We start from the raw sequence: 18,755 nt of genomic DNA, 5'->3' as shown, positions 1-18,755 counted from the left end.
GGCGTCCTTTGCGCTTCTGATAAGACGCGCGGCGCCGTAGGCCGGTAAACCGAGCTCGCTCCGAGGCTCACGGGCGGACAGGTCGCCGCCAGGTTCCCGGCCTTCCGCGCACTGCCCGGCCCTGGCGCGTGGAAAAGGTTGGCCGGCCACAGGCCAGTCGCATTTTTTTGCCAAAGGGTATTTGCATCGGGCGTTGTTTTGTTTATAAGCCCGCCACACCGACGCGGCGGCGATGCTTCGCCAGCGAACCTTGGGGAATAGGTTAACGGTAGACCAGCGGACTCTGACTCCGTTAGTCCTGGTTCGAATCCAGGTTCCCCAGCCAATTCTCCCTAAAAGCCCTTAATTCCTTGATTTTCCAGTCGTGCCGGATATCGTTTTGGCATCATTGGCGACCTGATGCTTAGAACTGTAGCCCAGAGGTGATGCCCAGGCGCTAGCGCGCCGCAGCCGACCCTTCGGGCGAAGACAGGGAATGCGTCATGGCCGTGCGCCACGAGGTCGAGAATCTTATCCGTCGCGGAAACATCTTCTACTGGCGGCCGCGCATTCCCGCCGCCTTCGTCCATTGTCGTCCCGGCAGTCGGCTTTCACTCAGCCTTCATTGTTCCGACCATAGAAAGGCTCAGATCATCGGCCGGAGGCTCAATACCCGGCTGGCCGAACTGAAGATGAATTCGAAGGACGCCATGACCACCAAGCAGCAGCTCCAGATCCTGTTCGAGCATGAGCGGGACAAGGAACTCGAGAGGCTCGATGACGTCAGCACCATGGCCAAGCGCAACGGGCGGGGTGGAGACGTCGTCGAGATGGAACTCGATCTCGAGGCGGGCTGGGCCTATCAGCTCCTCGCGAAATTCGGGACCCGCTCCGATCTCAGCCTCGAAGTCGACTGCCCTGGGCTGACCTACCTGCTCAAGAACGGCGTGCCCGCCTCACATGTCGATGCCATCCGGGCGAACTATCAGGGCGAGCTGACCACGGCACGTGACGCGAGAGCAAACGGAGGCATTGCGGCCACCGCCTCGCGCCTATAGGTTTTCGGCCCATCGTTCATCGCTGAATTCTGGAGATCAAATCATGGCGAACGGCACAGTCAAATTCTTCAACAACGACAAGGGGTTCGGCTTCATCACGCCCGAGAATGGTGGAAGCGACGTGTTCGTCCATATTTCCGCAGTGCAGGGTGGCGCTCTGAGCGACGGCCAGCGCGTCAGCTACGACTTGGGTCAGGATCGCAAGACCGGCAAATCCAAGGCAGAAAACGTCCGCGTGCTTTAACACATTCTCCGAGCGCCTGGCGGACCCCTGGCGCTCGTATCTCCCTCATCACGCCGATCTAGCGTCCTAACTGACTTCAGCGCCGCGGTAACCCTTCAAATCACGGTCTTGAAGGGAGTCGAACCGCGGACCCTGTTTATCAGAGGCTCGCAGTCGTAGGCGAGATTGTCCCGGCTGCGTGTGATTAAGGCCGGCACCATCATCGTTCTCGACTAGCGCTCCACGGTCGATCGTACCGTGAAAAGCCCTGCGTGGGCGGCGCGGACATCAACGTCAGCAATTCGGGCCGGCATCCCGGCCGACTTCGTCCCCTCCATCAAGGCAGAGGGTTTCTATACCAATTGCACGGTCACTTCATGCGACTGACGGAAACCTTGAACTCCCCTTTTGCTGGACGGTACCCTGGCACCTATTAGCGCGATCAGGCGCCGCCGCCCGCGGGTAATCCCTGGCCATGATGCCGGGCATGCCGGCGGAGATGGGGAAACCGAAGGCAATGTTCGTCGGCTGCGGCTTCCCCTCGCAAATCTGAGAGGAACGAGAAACCCCGTCCTGAACGGCCGGTTTGCATTCAATTCTACTATTCACCGATAATGTGATGTCTTCGGCACGACCGCCATGGTACGAGGCCTCTGAACAACGCAATGAGATGCCCCAATGCTTCCCTGGATTCACCTTAATCGCGCGGCCATTCCCGGTGATGTCGGCGAGCTGCGCCTGAAGCAGCGCGGTAGCGAATTTTCGATCATGCTCGGCTCGACGGAGCTCATGAACAGTAGGCTAAGCGGTTCGGAAGAGGCACTGGCAGCGCTTAGCTGCGAGCGGATTGCGCGCCGGAAAAACCCCAGCATGCTCGTTGGTGGCCTCGGCATGGGGTTTACATTGCGGGCCGCTCTGAACGAGCTTCCTCAAGACGCCCATGTCGTTGTCGCCGAACTCGTTCCCGCTGTCGTCGAATGGGCGCGCGGACCTTTGGCAGATCTCCACGACGGCACACTCGACGATCCACGGGTCGATATCCATCTCGGTGACGTCGGCGTGCTCATCCGGTCGAAGACGGCCGCATATGATGCGATTCTGCTTGATGTCGACAACGGCCCCGATGGGCTGACGCGCGCCTCCAACGACAATTTATATAGCCACGACGGTCTTCGGGCCGCCAAGACTGCCCTCCGCCCGAACGGTGTGCTTGCCGTTTGGTCATCCGCGCCGGATCGCGCTTTCACGCGCCGATTGCGTGAGGTTGGCTTCGCCACCGACGAAGTGAGCGTGCGCGCCAACCGCAAGAACGGTGGTGCCCGCCATGTATTGTGGATGGCGACCAGACGCTAGGACCATCTCAATACCATCATAGTCAGGACGACGATTTGAAGAACTCTAGAGACAACCAGCTTTCCGACCGTCGCGCGGCCGCAGCCGATGCGAAAGCAGCTCTGCTGAAAGCCTACCATGCTGCACGGATATCCGACGAGCCAGCCCGAGCATCTGTTGCCGCAGCTCGAGAGGAACGACGCCTCGAGCGCGCGCGTAAAACCGGAGGAGCAGGCACGTGCCGAAGTGGAAGCGGCCGAGCGACAAGCGGCTGCGCATGCTGCGGCGCTGGCAGAAGCGGAAGCCCACGAGAAGGCGGAAAAGGAGCGTGTGGCACGCGTGATCGAGGACGAGGCGGCGCGAGAGGCCGCACGCGATCTGCGCTACGCCAACCGGAAAGCTCGACGAATGTAGTTTCACAGGTAGACATGAAATCTGCCAAGAAACCTTACCTTTCCGAACGCACCAACTTTGTTCCCCAGCCGCTCGGGACATTACCGGAAGACGCTACCTGCCGATGAACTCGATGAACGCAATCGCCCCCAACGGCGCCGATCGTGAAAAAACCTGGCTTAAGATCCTATCCGCCTATCGCAAGCCCCATCTTGGCCGAAGCACGTTCGAACTGGCCGTGACCCTCGTTCCGTTTGCTCTCCTGTGGGCCGGCGCATGGGCCTCGATGCACTTCGGTTTTTGGCTGGGCATGATCCTCGTCATTCCTGCGGCGGGATTTCTCTTGCGCCTCTTCATGCTGCAACATGACTGCGGCCATGGCTCCTTCTTCGGCCGGCGCCGCTTGGATGACTGGACGGGCCGGGCAATCGGCGTGCTGACATTGACACCATACGACTACTGGCGTCGCGCCCATGCGGAACACCACGCCTCGGCCGGCAATCTCAACGAGCGGGGTGTCGGTGACATCACGACGCTCACCGTCGCGGAATATGAGAGGTCGACGCGCTGGCAACGGCTCGGCTACCGCCTCTATCGGCACCCACTCGTCATGTTCGGCATCGGCCCCGCCTGGCTCTTCATTTTCAAGCAAAGGCTGCCGTTCGGCATGATGAGGTCGGGAGCGCTGCCATGGATCTCAACGATGGCAACGAATGCCGCCATCGCCGCGCTCGCCGCCCTGCTTGTCTGGATAGCCGGCCCTGTTCCGTTCCTCGTGATCCATCTGCCGATCGTGCTCATTGCCGGAGCGGCAGGTGTCTGGCTGTTCTACGTCCAGCACCAGTTCGAAGACACCCATTGGTCGAGGCCCCCGGAGTGGACTTTCCAGTACGCGGCCATGCATGGCGCCTCGCACTACGACTTGCCCCGCCCTTTGCGTTGGCTAACCGGCAATATCGGGATTCATCACATCCACCACCTCTCGAGCCGTGTTCCTTTCTACAGGCTTCCAGAGGTTCTGCGTGATTATCCTGAACTGGGAGACTTGGGACGCATCACGATCAAGGAGAGTCTCAACTGCGTGAAGCTCATTCTGTGGGACGAAGCATCACAACAGTTGATTTCGCTGCGGGAAGCAGAAGCGCGCCGCGTCGCCAACTGAAATTGAGGACAACCCCGGGCGCCGCCCTGGCGGGAGGAGCCAGCGCTCCGGCCCAGAGACTGGTCGTAACGACCAGCGGGCCTTTGACAGCGCCGGTTGCCTCCGCAAATATCCTAGAGGAAGCGTTTCCGGCGAACTCGATTTCGGTATCGGCACGCCGTCCTCCAATGGCCTCTGCATTTACCTGCTTTATCCGGTTGAGATACCGAGAAGTCCCAAGGGGCTTCACGCTTTGAAATGAACGGTCACTTAAAATGACTTCCCATTACGGGTCAGTACGGTCATGTGATTATCGAAGCTCGTCTGAGCCACCGCTCGACGACCAACGGACCAAAGAGCTGACAGCATGGAAAACCCGATCGCATTGAATCGCCTTGCCGAAAACAACGTCTTTCGTAAAGGTGATGTTTTCGTCCTCTTCGGCGAACTATTCGGTCGCGGATACGCGACTGGCTTGCTCGACGAAGCCCGGCGGGCTGGAATGGAGATCGTGGGAATCACGGTGGGGCGGCGCGACGAGAACAACGCACTGCGGCCTCTGAACGCCGAGGAACTCTCTGCCGCCGAAGGCCGATTGGGCGGCAGGATTGTCAACATACCTCTCATGGCTGGCTTCGATCTCGACGCTCCGCCAGGCGGCCCCACTCCGACTGATCTCCTTGCGACGATGACGCTGGAGAGCTGGCAGCATGACAGGCTCGACTGGGACTACATTGAACAGTGCCGGGACATCGCCACCGCGCGGTTCACGAATTCACTTTCACAGGTCATGGCCGTTCTCGACGGAATGATCGCCGACGGCCGCAATGTTTTTTTCGCCCATACAATGGCCGGAGGCATCCCGAAAGCGAAGGTATTCCTGGTCGTTGCCAATCGAATCTACAAGGGTGTTGGTCCCCGCCACATGTCGTCACAAGCCCTGCTCGACAGCGATATGGGCAAGCTCATCCTGCAGAATTTCGACGAAGTTTCCGCAATCACCTTTCGACATCTTATCGAGTTCAGCGCGGCGATCCGTGAGCGCGTAGAGGCATCGGGTGGTCAGGTGCGGTATACGGCCTACGGTTACCATGGAACGGCAGTCCTGATTGACGGGAGCTATCGTTGGCAGACCTACACCAACTACACCCAAGGTTACGCCAAGATGCGGCTCGAATGCATCGCGCAAGAAGCCTGGGCAGCAGGTGTCAAGGCAACCGTCTATAACTGTCCCGAAATCCGAACCAATTCGTCCGACGTGTTCACGGGTATCGAACTTCCCCTGATACCGCTGCTACTCGCCTTGAAGAAAGAGAACGGTGGCCAATGGGCAGAGGACCAATGGCAGGCATGCCAGCAGCTTCTGGCAGACGGCTTCACGATGAAGGATGTGTTCCAAAAAATTACCGATATGCAGGCCAACAAGGTCATGCGTCCGTTTTACGACTTCTCGGCGTGGCCCATGGCAAACAGCCAAGCACAGTCCGATCTGACCATCGGCACGTCCAACGAGATCACGCAGATGCATCGGGACAGCAAGGCGATGATCAGCGACCTCCTGAGTGCTCTCGTGGTGGAGGCGACCGGGCAGCTAATTTTTGGCGAGTCCTCAGATCCCTCCGGCCCCATCCAGTGGCTCAACCACGATATCGTGGCGCGCCGACTTAACGCTTCCCACCTGCAAAGGAAGTCTCCCGCGCCGTTGATCGCGCAAGGGGCGAAAGACTCTCAGCTTGAGTTGGCCTGACAGCCTCCCAATCTAGCTCGCTAGCCTCGGCGACTTAAGGGCGGCTTTCCCCTGCATGGTGGCCGTTCGTCCTAGCCGTGGCGGATGACCGCTCACCACCGAGGCTGTGTGGAAACGCCTGCTGCCGTGGATCTGGGTGGCGCGCAGACGGTCTGAGGGGCTCACGCCCTCATTGCCTTCATCAACATCGGTACTCCGAGAATGGCGATCGCCCGTTTGAGGTTGTAGGCGAGGACATGGAGGCTCATCTCGGTTCCGACGTTGGGGAGCCGCCGGGTGAGGAAGTGGCCTCGGCCCATCCAGTCCTTGATGGTCCCGAAGACATGCTCGACCGTTTGCCGCCGCACCCGCATGGCATCGGGCATGCGGTCGAGCCTGGCCTGCATGGCGTCGATCACCTGCTCATGCTCCCAGCGCCGGATGCGCCGAAGCTTCTCGGGCGTACAGCGGGACTTCAGTTCGCAGCTCGAACAGGCGGTCAGATGGCGATAGAAGATGACGTCGCACTCGCGATCCGATCGGATCCTGCCTCTGGTCAGTTCCTGTCCGGCCGGACAAACATACAGATCCCGGTCGGCGTCGAAGACGAAGTCCTGCTTGCCGAAGAAGCCACGCTTCAGGCCGCTTGAGGTGAGCGACTTCGGCACGATGGCCTTTATGCCCGCCGCATCGCAGGCCAGCACTTCCTCGCCCGAGAAGTAGCCGCGATCGGCCAGCACGGTCAGCTCATCCGCGCCGGTCGCCTCCTTCGCTTGCTGGCCCATGCTGGCGAGTTGGGTGCGGTCGTGACCGACATTGGTGACCTCATGCGCCACGACCAGATGATGCTTCGTGTCCACCGCCGCCTGGAGGTTGTAGCCGACAAGGCCGGTGCCCTTGCCGTTGGTGGCCATGGCGCGAGCATCGGGATCGGTCAGCGAGACCTGGCGGTCGGGTGCTGCCTCGATGGCGCGCTCCATCGCTTTCAGATCGCGCATTTGCTGGCGCAGGCGTTCGAGGCGCTCCGTCAGGCGATCCCTGCGCATCTCCGCCACCTCGTCCTCCTGACGATCGGCCGTGTCAAGCAGGGCCAGGTAGCGCTCGATGCTGGCATCGATCTGCTCCATGCGGCGGCGGATCGCGCCGGACGTAAAGTTCTTATCGCGCGTGTTCACGGCCTTGAAGCGACTGCCGTCCACCGCAACTGTGCCACCGGCAAGGAGGCCGATCTGCCGGCAGAGCACGACGAACTGGCGGCAGATGGCGCGGATCGCCTCACCGTTATCACGCCGGAAATCAGCGATCGTCTTGAAGTCGGGAGCCAGCTTGCCCGTCAGCCACATCAGCTCGATGTTGCGGCCCGCCTCGCGCTCCAGTCGTCGGCTCGACTGCACCTGGTTGAGGTAGCCATAGAGGTAGAGCTTCAGCATCGTCGCGGGGTTATAGCCCGGCCGCCCTGTCGCCGCTGGCGCTGCAAAGCCCAATCCGCTCCAGTCCAGTTCGTCAATGAAGACATCGACAACGCGGACTGGGTTGTCTTCGGCGACATAGTCATCGAGGCATTCCGGCAAGAACGACTGTTCTCGGCGGTCCTTCCCCTCGATGAAACCCGCCATGCCGAATCTCCCGCTCAACTCGAGGTAGGCTATCATGCGCGGGTGTTTTCACACAGCCTCCACCCAAGGCGAGCAGCGTTTATGCAGAGGCTGCATTTGCGAAAAGCGGAAATTATTGCCGCTCAACCCTTATGTTGACTGCGGCCCAAAGCCAGGGCACAAAGGTGGCATCCACGGTCGCCCGCGATCGGAAAAACAGAGGCAATTTCAAGGCGATTTCGATAAGCCATTGAAATCATGTGAGAATCCAAGGTCCCTAGGCAGGCACAATTTACGCATGTAGCGCCTCATTCTGATCTGACGATCGTCTCCAAAAATTCTGCAGGTTTTACAGCTACATGCTAGCGTTTCCAGCGCGGGTAGCCGCAGCTTCGCGCTACGCCGATGTCGCAATCTACGATCGCATGAAACCTGGCTGGGGACCCAATTTGTCAGAGGCAAATTCTTCCGCTGTGCACCAAAAGCTGTCATCAGCAGGCCGGCCGGCGCATGGCTCGATTCGGCCCGTTGCAGTCATTGACGACACGCACAACGAAAGGCCCGATTGAGCCCTTTCAAGACCTTGGCAGTGCTTGCAGCGTGTCTGCCATCGCCGGGCTCTGCGACGGCCGAAACATGCCCGGCGACAGCCAACAAAATCCCGTGCCGTAGGGGCCACACAAGGGGAGCGCGCCCTGATGTGCGGTGTTGATCCAGTTCGTGCCGCCAAGTTCGAAGAAATCGGAATATTCGCTTCTCATTCGAGATGCCTCCCTACGACGCACTGCGATTTTTTGCAGATGCTGTGATCGCAGTTCTCTTCGTGTTCGAGATTTGATTTCACGGTGAAGGACTGGCAATCCGTGCCGTCAGGCACGTCGAACGTAACCCTTGAGGCTCAAGAAAGCGCCCAGCGCACCGACTAACAGCGCCACGATGATGGTCGATGCGCGGCCGCCATAAATGGTCGAACCTGCCGCGATTGCGACCTGCGGCAACACGATGCGGATGATGCCACCGATTGTCATCAGCCAGCCCAACACCGTGATGATCACCCGCCAGTCCATCTGCCATCGATTGTGCAGATTGACGATTGCGAGGCCAGCGAGAAGCGACAGTAAACCGAAAAGATAGAACAGGACGCCAAAATGCAGCGCTTCCGCAATCATTCTCTCGTACATGCCGATGTTGACCAGCATGCCGAGCGCAACCGCAACGAATGTCGGTCCTAGGAGTCTGGCGAGGAAAAACGATCGCTCCAAGTGGACCTCCGCCTCCACTCTCTCCAACGAATATGTAGGTGTGGGAACCCCCGCGTCAAATGTGGTGGACGCAGCAGCCGAGAGTCCAACAACGCGCCAAAGAGTAAAAGCCGACATACCTAGGTCTGGCGTATCTGCAGGGAAATCTCGGCTGAGCTCCGGTCGAGTGCCAACGCCAAGACACCTCGTACGATGTCGACCAGTGAATCCAGTGTCGAAGGACGATCGTCGTCTTGAATGCAAGCCCAATAACAGCGCATTGACCCGTCGAAGTTCTTACAGGCCAAGAGTCAAGGCGCGCGCCAGTCGCCGCAACATATAGAAGCTAGACGCGGCGGCCTGCATCACCGCTATGTTCGAATCCAATTTTCGGCGTGCACAGTGAATAATCGGGAGCGTTCGCGTGTCTCCCTTGTACGACGCTCAGCCCGAGGGCTGAGCGATGGCACAGCCCTCGTGGAACAGCCCTCGTGGAGGAGTGCCAAACTTACCCAGGGAGATTTCAAATGTTCAGGCATAGCATCGCGGCCGGCGGAGCGGCAGTCCGGCTTGCTCTGGCTGCGGCGCTGACTACAGCAGGGTTGACCGGTTCCGCGGAGGCGGCCAGCATGAGACGCATTATCACCATGGTCGCGGTTGAGGCCAAGGGCGGGACGACCGTCGACAAGGAGCCGTTCCCGAGCGCCGCCCTACCGGAAGGTAAGGGCTACGAACTCGAAGCTCCCAATGCCGAGGGCCGGTGGGAGGTATCGACCTACCGCTGGGAGCCCAATCAGATTATCGTCAACCAGGGCGACGAGGTCATGCTCGAGATCCTTGGTGTCAACGGCGCGGAGCATCCGAGCATGATCGTCGGCTACGATATCAACTTCACCGTCAAGCGCGGCCAGCTCACTACCGTAACCTTCACTGCTGATAAGGCGGGTGTGTTCGAGTTTCGGTGTGGGACTCACCAGCCGTCGATGGTGGGCGAGTTGATCGTGCTGCCGGGCAGTTGAGCGGCGCGACCCCTATGACCCGAGGGCACCTGGTGCTGCCGTCGCGGTTTTCACACTTATTGGCTGAGCGTTATAAGTAAAGCAGCCCTTGCCTCAGCGCTATGGCCACAGCGTCGGCGCGGTTCTGCGCATGAAGCTTGGCGAGCACTGCAGCGACGTGGAATTTCGCGGTATGCACCGAGATTTTGAGTTGGCGGGCGATCACCTTATTCGAGGCGCCGTCAGCAAGCAGCGCAAGCGTTTCCATTTCGCGGGGGCTGAGTGAAAGATTGTGAGGCGCGTCTCTCGGCAGCACTGCCTCTTCCGTATCAGCGGTCTCGTTTGCATCTCCAGCATCAACGGCTGACAGGCGATATCCTGCCGCGACGACCGTCGTCGCGGCAGCGATAAGCGCGGCATCCGCGGAATGCGGCAGGACAGCATGGATGTTGCCACCCGAGGCTGCTGTACCAAGCACGATATGCGGCGTCGCTGCATCGAGAGCTTCGCCATCGGTCACAACCACATCGAAAGCCTCCGGCTGCTCGAGATCGAAAGACGTCGCTACGACCACATGACCGCGCTCCCCCAGAGCATGTTCCAATTCCTCCGTTTGCTCCGGATCGGACAGGGCTATCATCACTGTCAGCGGGCGCTCAGCCATCCATCCTCACTGTCGTTCAGGAGCGCGGGCGTGCGCCGACGACGACGTCGAGGTTTCGCGCCTCACCACCGCGCAATATTCCGAGTGCCACCGTTTTGCCGACACTGTCGGGACCGATCTGGCGGATCAGGTCCCGCACGCCTTCCACCGTCTCGCCGTTCCAGGATGTGATGATGTCGCCGACGACCAGCCCGGCCTTCTCCGCCGGACCGCCCGCCTCGAGGCTCATCACCATTGCGCCCCGCGCCTTCTCCTGATGCACCCGGTGTAACCCTGCTCCGAGATATCCGCGCGGCATATGTCCCTTTTCGGCGAGCGTTGCCGCAACCCGGTCAACCGTTTCGGCCGGAATGACAAGAGCGCGCCGGTGGGGGCCGAACAGGACGAGTCCGACGAAGCCACCCTCGGCATCGATCGCCGCACCGCCCTCGGCGCGCGGGTCGATGCTCGCGGAAAGGCGGATGCGCCGGTCGATCAGGCCGCCACGCATGCTGCGCCAAGCGGGTCCGGCCTCGCTGACAATGCCGAAGCCGGCCAGCGTAGAAGCTTCCCCCCGGCCGACAGCGACGACAAGATTCCCTGCCTCCGTCCGCCCGGCCGGTTTCAGAGCCGGCGCGCCATCAGGCACTTCCGATTTCAGCACCGTGATCCCGGTCGTTGGGTCGCGCCCGACGAACTCAGCCGCCGCGGAGTTGCCGGACGGCAAAGTCAAAGTGATGCCTTCCTCGGTCTCGATCGCCTCGCTCGCGGCCACGAACAATCCTTCACGCCAATAGACGGCGCTCGAAGAATTATGGCGGCTGGCATGGACGGCGGCGATGCCCGGAGCGGTGGCGGTGACAAGGCCGGCTATCTCTCGAGAGAAGTCGGCAAGGCTGGTTTTCGGCATGGTCTTTCTCCTCAATCCATCTGAGGAATCTCGTTTGTTTCACCACGCCGTCCAACTGGCCTCACGGCTAGGTTTGGCGCGGACTGGCCATCCGGGCAGGTCGCTCCACGCCGACTCCAGCACACATATAAGCATCGATCGCTCTGGGCTGTGGTGCCGATTTAAAGGATGACCAGTAGCAGCATAGGCACCGGGTCGCTTCAACCAGTGCATATCGTGATTGAGTTCGCCTATACGCCCCGGCGGTGCCATCGGCGCTAAGGCAGCACAGGTTGTGACGACCTAGGCGGCCTCCGGACGCGAGGGCTCAGGTACTTTGACACGCTCAAGCTGGAAGAAGAAGTGCCGGTCGTATCCCTGCACACTCATGACTCCTACCAATGTGTCGGTGTCGATCTTTCTGAAATAGTCAGCAACAGGCTTACTGTCATAGATCATCGCCGCACCAACCTCGCCGCGGAAGCGCGTCATTCGCAACGAGGCGACTGGGCCGGTCGCGCGCAGATGCTTGATCAGGTGGGAGAACAGATTCCTGGCAGCTTCGGTACGGCCCAGTCGATGGAAGCGAAAGGCAAGTCCAAGCGGAATCGGCGACGGATCGATCGGCACGAGACGGTTGCCATCCTTCTTGAACAACAGGGCGTCGGCGCGCATGTCGGCGCGGAAGCGCTTTCCATACCATCCCAGATTCTCGAGCACTCCATCGAACGGATGTCCTGTCGAGATTTCGCTTCCCTTCCAAAGGCCGACCAGGTCGACCGCGGGCACCGGATGCAGCTTGTCGAAATATGCGAAAGCTGCCTCTTCGGACGGGAATGTCAATCGGTCGATCATCAATCGCTGCCTGACCTGACCTCCTCGACGTGGAGGCTTCCGGCAATCGCCATGAAAGGCGCGTCGTTCAGCGTGAACCGATGCTTGGCCTTCGGATACTTTGCACCGGTAAATTCGAAAAGGCCGACGCCGGTGTGAGGCATCGCCTGCTCTCGGCAAAGCTGCGCCTTTCGCTCCGGAAGTTGAAGATCGGTCCGCCCTTGCGTCCTTCCGGCGGCGGGAAGCCGAACGCCATCGGCACGACTTCGACTGTGTTTTCACCTGCGGTTCTCATTACAGGTCCGGTATCACCAATCCGGATGTCGTCCGCCTGTGGCAGGTCGAGTTCCGTTTGATGTGAAGGGATGTCGAGCGCGAGGTCCTGCATCATCTTGCAGTATTCGGCATATCTGATGTGCTGCTCATAATCGTTACACATGCGGCATCAACGTAGCGCTCGTGATCACGACGTCCAGTAGGCCTGATGACTGCAATCAGAACGCCAGCGCGTGTCGGCCGACTTGCTGCTTTGCGCCAAAAGCGGGAGTTATCCCGGAAACGGCCAGCCTCCGCTCTCGACCGATGCGGTCATTCCGGATATCGCCCGATGCACGCTACCGCTCGGCCGCTGGCGCGGGTATTATCGGCGTCCTGGATTTCACCCGGTGGCTAAATTGGATTTGCAGACCTTCAGAGATTCGATTGCGAAGCCACAGCCGCCCGCCGGCTTAAGCTCTGCCCTGCAGGCGCTGTGGTGGGATGCGAAGGGCAATTGGAAAAAGGCGCACGAGCGCGCGCAGGAGCACGACGATGCGGCGAACATGCGTGTGCATGCCTACCTCCATCGCAAGGAAGGCGATCAATCGAACGCAGAATATTGGTATCGCCGCTGTGGCGCCCCGCCGTCAATCTTAACGCTTGATGAGGAATGGCAAGCGTTGGTGCAGGGACTTTTGGCGCAAAGCTGAGCTCTGCTCGACGCAGGGTCTGGTTCCGGCGCATTTGAGGTGACGAGCGCATCCGCTCAGCTTCACTAGAACCACGTCGAAGGACCGGCTCGGTTGGAGAGCGGAAGTTCCCGTCCGTCCCTTCAACGGGGATAGCGCGCCGCACAAGCGGACGTTTGTGCACTAATGTTGGTTGCCGACCAAGGCCAGCCTCAAGCCAAATAGACATGGAAGCAAGACGCCAGTAAAATTTGACCAACGGGTGCTAGGAAGGCGCCAGTGGATATGGCCAACGAATCCATCAAACGCCGGCTTGCTGCCATTTTGGCCGCTGACGTGGTCGGTTACAGCCGGCTCATGGGGCGGGACGAGAAAGGCACCCACACGCTGCTCATGGCGCGGTGGAAAGAGGTGCTGGAGCCGCTCGTCGCAATCCATCAGGGCCGCGTCTTCAAGCGGACCGGCGACGGCGTGTTTGTCGAATTCGCTAGCGCCGTCAACGCCGTCGAGTGCGCCGCGGCCCTTCAGCAGGCGATGGCGGCCGCCAACAGAGACATGCCGGAAAACCGGGCCATCGTTCTCCGCGTCGGTGTCAACCTGGGCGACATCATGGTCGAGGACAGCGACCTCTACGGCGATGGGGTCAACGTGGCTGCCCGCCTCGAGACGCTCGCCAATCCCGGCGGCGTAGCGATTTCGGATGGCGTCCACGAATATGTGCATGGCCGCGTCGGCATCGATTTCGTCGATAGCGGCTATCACGAGGTCAAGAACATCGAGCGCCCGGTGCATGTCTGGAACTGGTCGCCGAACGGCACCAGCGATGCCGTCAGCACAGTCATGGAAGCCCAGCCGCGGATTCCAGAGAAGCCTTCGATAGCCGTCCTGCCGTTCGACAACATGTCCGGCGATCCGGAGCAGGGTTACTTCGCCGACGGCATCACCGAGGACATCATCACCGATCTTTCCAAGGTTTCCGGCCTCTTCGTCATCGCTCGCAATTCCTCCTTCGCCTACAAGGACAAGGCGCCGGACATCCGCAAGGTTAGTCGGGAACTCGGCGTCCGCTACATACTGGAGGGTAGCGTGCGCCGGGCCGCCGACCGCATCCGCATCAACGCCCAGATGATCGACGGTACGACCGGTGGCCATCTCTGGGCCGAGCGCTACGATCGCGGCATAGAGGATATCTTCGCGGTTCAGGACGAGGTCACCCGCACCATCGTCAGCGCGCTCAAGGTGAAGCTGACAGCCGGCGAAGAGGAGCGGCGCGAGAGCCGCGGCAAGGTGGATCCGGAAGCCTATGACCTGCTCGTCCGATCGCGCCAGACCATGCTGCAGCTCAGCGCCATATCGTCAAGGGAAGCGCGCGCCATGCTGGAGCGCGTCATCGAGGTCGATCCGGGGCTGGCGGCCGCCTATGCCCGGCTGTCGATCATCGCCTTTGCCGAATACGTTAATCAGTGGAACGGCGCGACGCCGGAAAGTCTGGGGCAGGCCTTGCAACTGGCGCAGAAGGCGATCGACGCAGACGACACCGAGCCGCAGGCCCATATCTCGCTGGCGCTTGCCCTTTCCTGGATGCGGCGCCTGGACGAGGCGGAGCGTGCTGCAGAGCGGGCCGTCGCGCTCAACGCCAATCTCGCCGACGCCTATACCGGGCTTGGCAACATAAGGGAATTCCAGGGCCGGTACGAAGACGCCGTCGCGCTCCATACACGGGCTCACCGGCTTGACCCGCAATTCGACCTGTCGCTGCATTTCCTGGGGAGGGCGCTATTGAGCCTCGGGCGCTTTAACGAGGCCGAGATCGCCTTCAAGCGTCGACTAACGCTTGCGCCGCGATCAGACATGACGCGCTTTTATCTCGCCTGTCTCTATGGTCGAATCGGGCGCCACGACGAAGCGCGGCGCTATTGGCGTGAGGTACTGGAGGTTAACCCGAACTTTTCTGTCGATCACCTCAAGCGGGCTTTACCCTACCGGGATCCCAATCTGCTCGATCGACTGATGGACGGACTCCGCGACGCCGGAGTCTCCATCTAAAGACGAAACGGGACAGACATGCGTCCTCAGCGGAGAGGAGTAAGGAAGCGATCGCGATGAGACAACTCAGTGAAGAGGGCCGACGGACCCTGGGAGGGATTGCAGAGCGGCACGGGGTCAGCTTCGACGCGGTGGAGCACCTTCTGATGGCGATTATCGCCGGGCAGGCGACACAGGCCCAGTTCAACCATCCCGATCTGGGTGGGATGGGGCAATGGTCGCAGGGCGGCATGATCATGGTCGGCGACATGTTCAACAATGCGCTGAAGGCGAAGGTGGCCGGGATTTGTTCCGAGCTTGCGGCCTTGGTGCGCGGCATGGATTTGCTAGGCCCGCAGACGTCGCGCCAGTCCCAATATCAAGGTCAGGGCGGCGGCGTCAGCCTGTTCGTGCCTGGCGCGCTGACGGCTGGGAACTGGTGGCCCGAGGAGTTAGGCCATCCTGCCTCGACCGGGGCGCAGAATGACCTGCGCTATGCCTTTTTTCCGACAACCCGACGGCTGGCGATCGATATCGGCGGCCGGGTTACGGTCTATGACACGAAGGACCATCGCATTGGCGGGTTCTCGCAGCAGCAAAGCGGCGACCAGTCGCTGAGCTTTACCTCTCAGCATGGGCTGGTGAAAGTTTCGGAACTGGATGTGGTACCGCAGGGCGGCAAGGAACCGGCGGACACGCCGGCTACGGGAACATCCGCCGCCACGGCTGCGCCGTCGATATTCGCACCGGGATCCGCCGAGCCGCAACAAGGGGCACATCCAGCGCCGGAGGCGGTTCGGTCGGATGAGGACATCTTCGACAAGATCGAACGCCTCGCGGCACTTCACGCGAAAGGCATTCTCACGGATCAGGAATTCGAGGCCAAGAAGTCGGAGTTGCTCGGCCGACTATAACATCCGATGAACTGGGCTTGGAAGGCTTTCCATCGAGCCGCGTCGGGCGATGACGACAGTCGTTGACCTTCGACAAAACCACAATCCGATTGAGTTCGCGCTCGCTCATCAAAGCCCATCCCATCCTGTTCCCGATCGCCTAACAAGCGGGGTGTGTGACAATCCGGATTCGACCCTTCTGCACAGCGTCCGTATCCGACCTGCTTCTCGGAAGCCGGCACTAAGAGTAACCCGTTAGTTTATGGTCCAAGACGGCCTTTGGTTTGACCAAATAGGGAGCCACCGCCCGGCCGCCGTCCATTCGGGGCATGCCCTTCATCGAGACGCCAGGGCGCGACAGCCGCCAGTGTCGCGACGGCCTCAAGGGACATGACCAACCCGAGGGCCGGCAGTGACCGTGTCGAGCTGATGGTCAACTGCTAAGCGGTGGCCGAAGGCGGATTCGAGTGTGCCGTCCGAGTCTCAGTAGACGGCTGCCCAACCGGTCACCACAATAAGAACCAGGGTGACCAGCGCCCCTGAGACATAGAGAACGGTTCTGACGCTACCGCCTTTGGCCGCTTTGCCGCCCCGCAAATAGACCGCCATGTGAATCAGCCGGATCGCGACATGGACCCATACCAGCACCGCCAGCGTGGTCGGCCCGACACCCATCATCATAGCCAGCACGGCCGGCACGACGAAGGGTGCCAGCGCCTCCACGGAGTTCAGGTGCACACGGTCTATACGGTAGAGCAGGTTCCCGTCGTCGGCCGGGAGCACTGGGCCTGAGAGTGCCCCGGCACGGCCTTTGGACGCTCCCGAATAGACCGCTAAAAGGATGGACAGGAGACAGAGCGCGAGCAGCCCGATGATGCTGAGGGTGTAGGCTTCCATGTGATCTCCGCTGCTTGGTCTCACGATGACAGCGGGACAGGGCATCCCAGAAGGTGATATCTCTCTAATCCCAGCGAGCGACCGTCAGACCGTACGGGCAACCAGGTCGGCATAGCGCTGCAGATACAGCGGCCAGCCTTGATCACCGGCGACACCGTCGCGCACGCCTTCCCAGCCGTCGCCGTGACGTTCGAGCTTGCGGTGCTCTAGCTCGACGCGCGTCCGGTTCGGCGTTTCGGCGGTGAACCGTACCTCCCACTCGCTGGTCTTTTCCGGATCGGTCTCGATCTGCCATTGCGGGCTGATGTCCCAACTGAGTAGCACCCGGTCCGGCGGCTGGTAGGCCAGCACGCGCGCCCAGCGGCATTCGCTGCCGTCGGTGCCCCGGTCATAGATGTGCCCGCCGACCCAAGGTTCGAACACCGTCTCAGCGATCGCCACGCCGAGCATGTTGTGCTCCGGGGGTTTGAAACTGCCGAATTCTTCGGTGAAGACCTTGAAGGCGCGCTCGATTGATGCCTCGACTACGATGGATTGCTTCACCGGCGCGGGTGGTACACGGGTGTTCATCGTGACTCCTCTGGCGGTTGCTCGACGGCGACTTTGTAGGCCGCAAGCGTTTTGCTCCAGTACCGGTCGAGCCAGGCACGCATCTGGCCAAGCCCGTGCGGATCGATGTGGTAGACGTTGCTCGCACCCTTCGGCTCGGAACGAACGAGCCGCGATTCGCGCAGCACCCTCAGATGCTGCGAAACGGCCGACTGCGAGACCGGAACCTGCCGGGTGATCTCGGCCACCGAGCGCGGACGCTCCGCGATCAGCTCGAAGATCGTGCGGCGAGTCGGGTCGCCAAGGGCGGTCAGTTGAGCGCTATCAACAGCCATGACTTATGATTAGTACAAACTGATTATTATGTCAAACGGCGTCGATCATCGTCAAGCTGGACTCCATGCCGTGACGTCGAAGTTTTTGGCAAGACTCCTGACAATCTCCGCTTTAGCAGCCAAGCATCTGGGCGGCGGTCCTCGGTCCGCACAGGGAACGTCTAGCGGAGGCGGTGTCTTCCGCCAATGAGTTTCGCGCCATCCAAGGGATCCCAGTGATCGGCTCGAACAACTCCATGGGATTGCCGGCGGGATGATACGAACGTCACCAGCTTTCTGAGAGCATCCGCTCCAGCAACGTCTGCTTTCAAGAAGCCCGTAATTGACCGCTCATGGCGCATCATGCCCATTCAGCTCCGGTCGTGCGACTTCGGCATTTCACCCTTTGGCGACGTCCTCACAAGCCCGCTGCTTCCAACCTGCTCCCGAGGCAAACCACGTTTATTTGAGGCAGCCACAAACTTGGCGAACGCCGCGTCGCGCGGGGCGCAACGGTTCGGCACGCGGCTGCCGCGCCTTCTCTCCCTGGCACTCGCTTGAACGCGACGCGCTTCAGGCCCCTTTTGTTTGCTGAAATAACCGCCTGCCCGGCGCCGCAGGCATCCTGACCGGATCGAACGTTTTCAGCACTTCCGGACGCAGGCCGAGCCTCCTTGCCGCGGCGCCACTCTCTTCCAGTTCGGCCTCCTTCAGGCCTGGCCGAGTTGCCGGCGAATTTCTCCCGAGGCGACGATTTTCAGGGCCTGGCCGATCGGATCGCATGGACCGCCTCCCCTTGCTGCTCTTCGTCGGCCATGCCGTTCCTAAAGTTCCTGATACCCTTTGCAACGTCGCCCATGAGCTCGGGAATCTTGCCGCGGCCGAACAGAAGTAGGACGACAGCGAGTACGATCGCCCAGTGCCAGATTGAAAAACTTCCCATTGTCTTTCTCCGATACCTCTATCGTTGATCCGGATTGTTGCCTGCCTACTGCATGTTTCCTCAAATCGTAGCCGCTTTAAGGACAAAAACATGCAGCGATTCAAAGTGCTACAGCGCCCTTTGCGCGTCTGATAA

The 18,755-nt window shown here is 60.6% G+C and carries 19 protein-coding genes, 1 tRNA gene and 2 pseudogenes; 11 read left to right on the top strand and 11 right to left on the bottom strand.

What is annotated here, in order from left to right; all coding sequences use genetic code 11:
- Nucleotides 1-251: 251 nt before the first annotated feature.
- From RB548_RS02475 to RB548_RS02445, 7 genes and pseudogenes are all read left to right on the top strand, one after another.
- Nucleotides 252-325 (top strand) — tRNA-Gln (locus RB548_RS02475).
- Nucleotides 326-482: 157 nt separating this feature from the next.
- Nucleotides 483-1,037 carry a DUF6538 domain-containing protein gene (locus RB548_RS02470; RefSeq protein WP_331373479.1) on the top strand — a complete coding sequence of 185 codons (555 nt, stop codon included), beginning with the start codon at nt 483-485 and terminating at the stop codon, nt 1,035-1,037.
- A 43-nt stretch (nt 1,038-1,080) separates the two neighbouring features.
- The gene (locus RB548_RS02465) at nt 1,081-1,281 is read left to right on the top strand and encodes a cold-shock protein (RefSeq protein WP_331373478.1); all 201 of its coding nucleotides are present in this window, start codon (nt 1,081-1,083) and stop codon (nt 1,279-1,281) included.
- 657 nt (nt 1,282-1,938) lie between these two features.
- The gene (locus tag RB548_RS02460) at nt 1,939-2,613 is read left to right on the top strand and encodes a spermine/spermidine synthase domain-containing protein (RefSeq protein ID WP_331373477.1); all 675 of its coding nucleotides are present in this window, start codon (nt 1,939-1,941) and stop codon (nt 2,611-2,613) included.
- 35 nt (nt 2,614-2,648) lie between these two features.
- A pseudogene (locus RB548_RS02455) lies at nt 2,649-3,006 on the top strand (DUF6481 family protein).
- A 112-nt stretch (nt 3,007-3,118) separates the two neighbouring features.
- Nucleotides 3,119-4,147 (top strand): fatty acid desaturase, encoded by a 1,029-nt coding sequence (locus tag RB548_RS02450; RefSeq protein WP_331373476.1) that lies wholly within the window; start codon nt 3,119-3,121, stop codon nt 4,145-4,147.
- A 346-nt stretch (nt 4,148-4,493) separates the two neighbouring features.
- Nucleotides 4,494-5,873 carry an enoyl ACP reductase FabMG family protein gene (locus RB548_RS02445; RefSeq protein WP_331373475.1) on the top strand — a complete coding sequence of 460 codons (1,380 nt, stop codon included), beginning with the start codon at nt 4,494-4,496 and terminating at the stop codon, nt 5,871-5,873.
- 161 nt (nt 5,874-6,034) lie between these two features.
- Here the strand turns inward: RB548_RS02445 and RB548_RS02440 are convergent, their stop codons facing one another.
- The 3 genes from RB548_RS02440 to RB548_RS02430 form a co-directional block, all read right to left on the bottom strand.
- Nucleotides 6,035-7,468: an IS1182 family transposase gene (locus tag RB548_RS02440; RefSeq protein WP_331373358.1), complete on the bottom strand. Its 1,434-nt coding sequence runs from the start codon at nt 7,466-7,468 to the stop codon at nt 6,035-6,037.
- A gap of 554 nt (nt 7,469-8,022) precedes the next feature.
- Nucleotides 8,023-8,208, bottom strand: a complete 186-nt coding sequence (locus RB548_RS02435; protein WP_331373474.1) for a hypothetical protein — start codon at nt 8,206-8,208, stop codon at nt 8,023-8,025.
- Nucleotides 8,209-8,316: 108 nt separating this feature from the next.
- Nucleotides 8,317-8,646: a hypothetical protein gene (locus RB548_RS02430; protein ID WP_331373473.1), complete on the bottom strand. Its 330-nt coding sequence runs from the start codon at nt 8,644-8,646 to the stop codon at nt 8,317-8,319.
- Nucleotides 8,647-9,215: 569 nt separating this feature from the next.
- Here RB548_RS02430 and RB548_RS02425 point away from each other — a divergent pair.
- Entirely contained in the window at nt 9,216-9,707 is a 492-nt protein-coding gene (locus RB548_RS02425) for a cupredoxin domain-containing protein (protein ID WP_331373472.1), read from the top strand.
- A gap of 70 nt (nt 9,708-9,777) precedes the next feature.
- Here RB548_RS02425 and RB548_RS02420 read toward each other — a convergent pair whose 3' ends face one another.
- The 4 genes and pseudogenes from RB548_RS02420 to RB548_RS02405 all read right to left on the bottom strand — a co-directional run.
- Nucleotides 9,778-10,350, bottom strand: a complete 573-nt coding sequence (locus RB548_RS02420; protein WP_331373471.1) for a helix-turn-helix transcriptional regulator — start codon at nt 10,348-10,350, stop codon at nt 9,778-9,780.
- 16 nt (nt 10,351-10,366) lie between these two features.
- Nucleotides 10,367-11,239 carry a S1C family serine protease gene (locus RB548_RS02415; protein ID WP_331373470.1) on the bottom strand — a complete coding sequence of 291 codons (873 nt, stop codon included), beginning with the start codon at nt 11,237-11,239 and terminating at the stop codon, nt 10,367-10,369.
- Nucleotides 11,240-11,521: 282 nt separating this feature from the next.
- Entirely contained in the window at nt 11,522-12,073 is a 552-nt protein-coding gene (locus RB548_RS02410; protein ID WP_331373469.1) for a DUF4334 domain-containing protein, read from the bottom strand.
- 38 nt (nt 12,074-12,111) lie between these two features.
- Nucleotides 12,112-12,491 (bottom strand): annotated as a pseudogene (locus RB548_RS02405) (SOS response-associated peptidase family protein); the annotation flags it as partial.
- 226 nt (nt 12,492-12,717) lie between these two features.
- Here RB548_RS02405 and RB548_RS02400 point away from each other — a divergent pair.
- The 3 genes from RB548_RS02400 to RB548_RS02390 all read left to right on the top strand — a co-directional run bounded on the left by RB548_RS02400 (nt 12,718) and on the right by RB548_RS02390 (nt 15,938).
- Nucleotides 12,718-13,020 carry a hypothetical protein gene (locus RB548_RS02400; RefSeq protein ID WP_331375050.1) on the top strand — a complete coding sequence of 101 codons (303 nt, stop codon included), beginning with the start codon at nt 12,718-12,720 and terminating at the stop codon, nt 13,018-13,020.
- 264 nt (nt 13,021-13,284) lie between these two features.
- A complete protein-coding gene (locus RB548_RS02395; RefSeq protein WP_331373468.1) occupies nt 13,285-15,045 on the top strand; it encodes an adenylate/guanylate cyclase domain-containing protein in 1,761 nt (586 codons plus the stop codon).
- 56 nt (nt 15,046-15,101) lie between these two features.
- Entirely contained in the window at nt 15,102-15,938 is an 837-nt protein-coding gene (locus RB548_RS02390) for an SHOCT domain-containing protein (RefSeq protein ID WP_331373467.1), read from the top strand.
- Between the two features lie 462 nt (nt 15,939-16,400).
- Here RB548_RS02390 and RB548_RS02385 read toward each other — a convergent pair whose 3' ends face one another.
- From RB548_RS02385 to RB548_RS02370, 4 genes are all read right to left on the bottom strand, one after another.
- Complete coding sequence (locus RB548_RS02385) at nt 16,401-16,814, bottom strand: MAPEG family protein (protein ID WP_331373466.1); 414 nt, start codon at nt 16,812-16,814, stop codon at nt 16,401-16,403.
- Between the two features lie 84 nt (nt 16,815-16,898).
- Nucleotides 16,899-17,384: an SRPBCC family protein gene (locus tag RB548_RS02380; RefSeq protein ID WP_331373465.1), complete on the bottom strand. Its 486-nt coding sequence runs from the start codon at nt 17,382-17,384 to the stop codon at nt 16,899-16,901.
- On the bottom strand, nt 17,381-17,698 hold the full coding sequence (locus RB548_RS02375; protein ID WP_331373464.1) for an ArsR/SmtB family transcription factor: 318 nt from the start codon (nt 17,696-17,698) through the stop codon (nt 17,381-17,383). Before RB548_RS02375 ends, RB548_RS02380 begins: the two co-directional genes overlap by 4 nt.
- Nucleotides 17,699-18,434: 736 nt before the next feature.
- Nucleotides 18,435-18,620 (bottom strand): twin-arginine translocase TatA/TatE family subunit, encoded by a 186-nt coding sequence (locus tag RB548_RS02370; RefSeq protein ID WP_331373463.1) that lies wholly within the window; start codon nt 18,618-18,620, stop codon nt 18,435-18,437.
- Nucleotides 18,621-18,755: the final 135 nt, after the last annotated feature.

Origin of the sequence: Sinorhizobium chiapasense (assembly GCF_036488675.1) — a bacterium.
Taxonomy (GTDB): Bacteria; Pseudomonadota; Alphaproteobacteria; order Rhizobiales; family Rhizobiaceae; genus Sinorhizobium; species Sinorhizobium chiapasense.
Note: the sequence above shows the minus strand (reverse complement) of the source record. Positions and strands in the feature narration are given on the sequence as shown.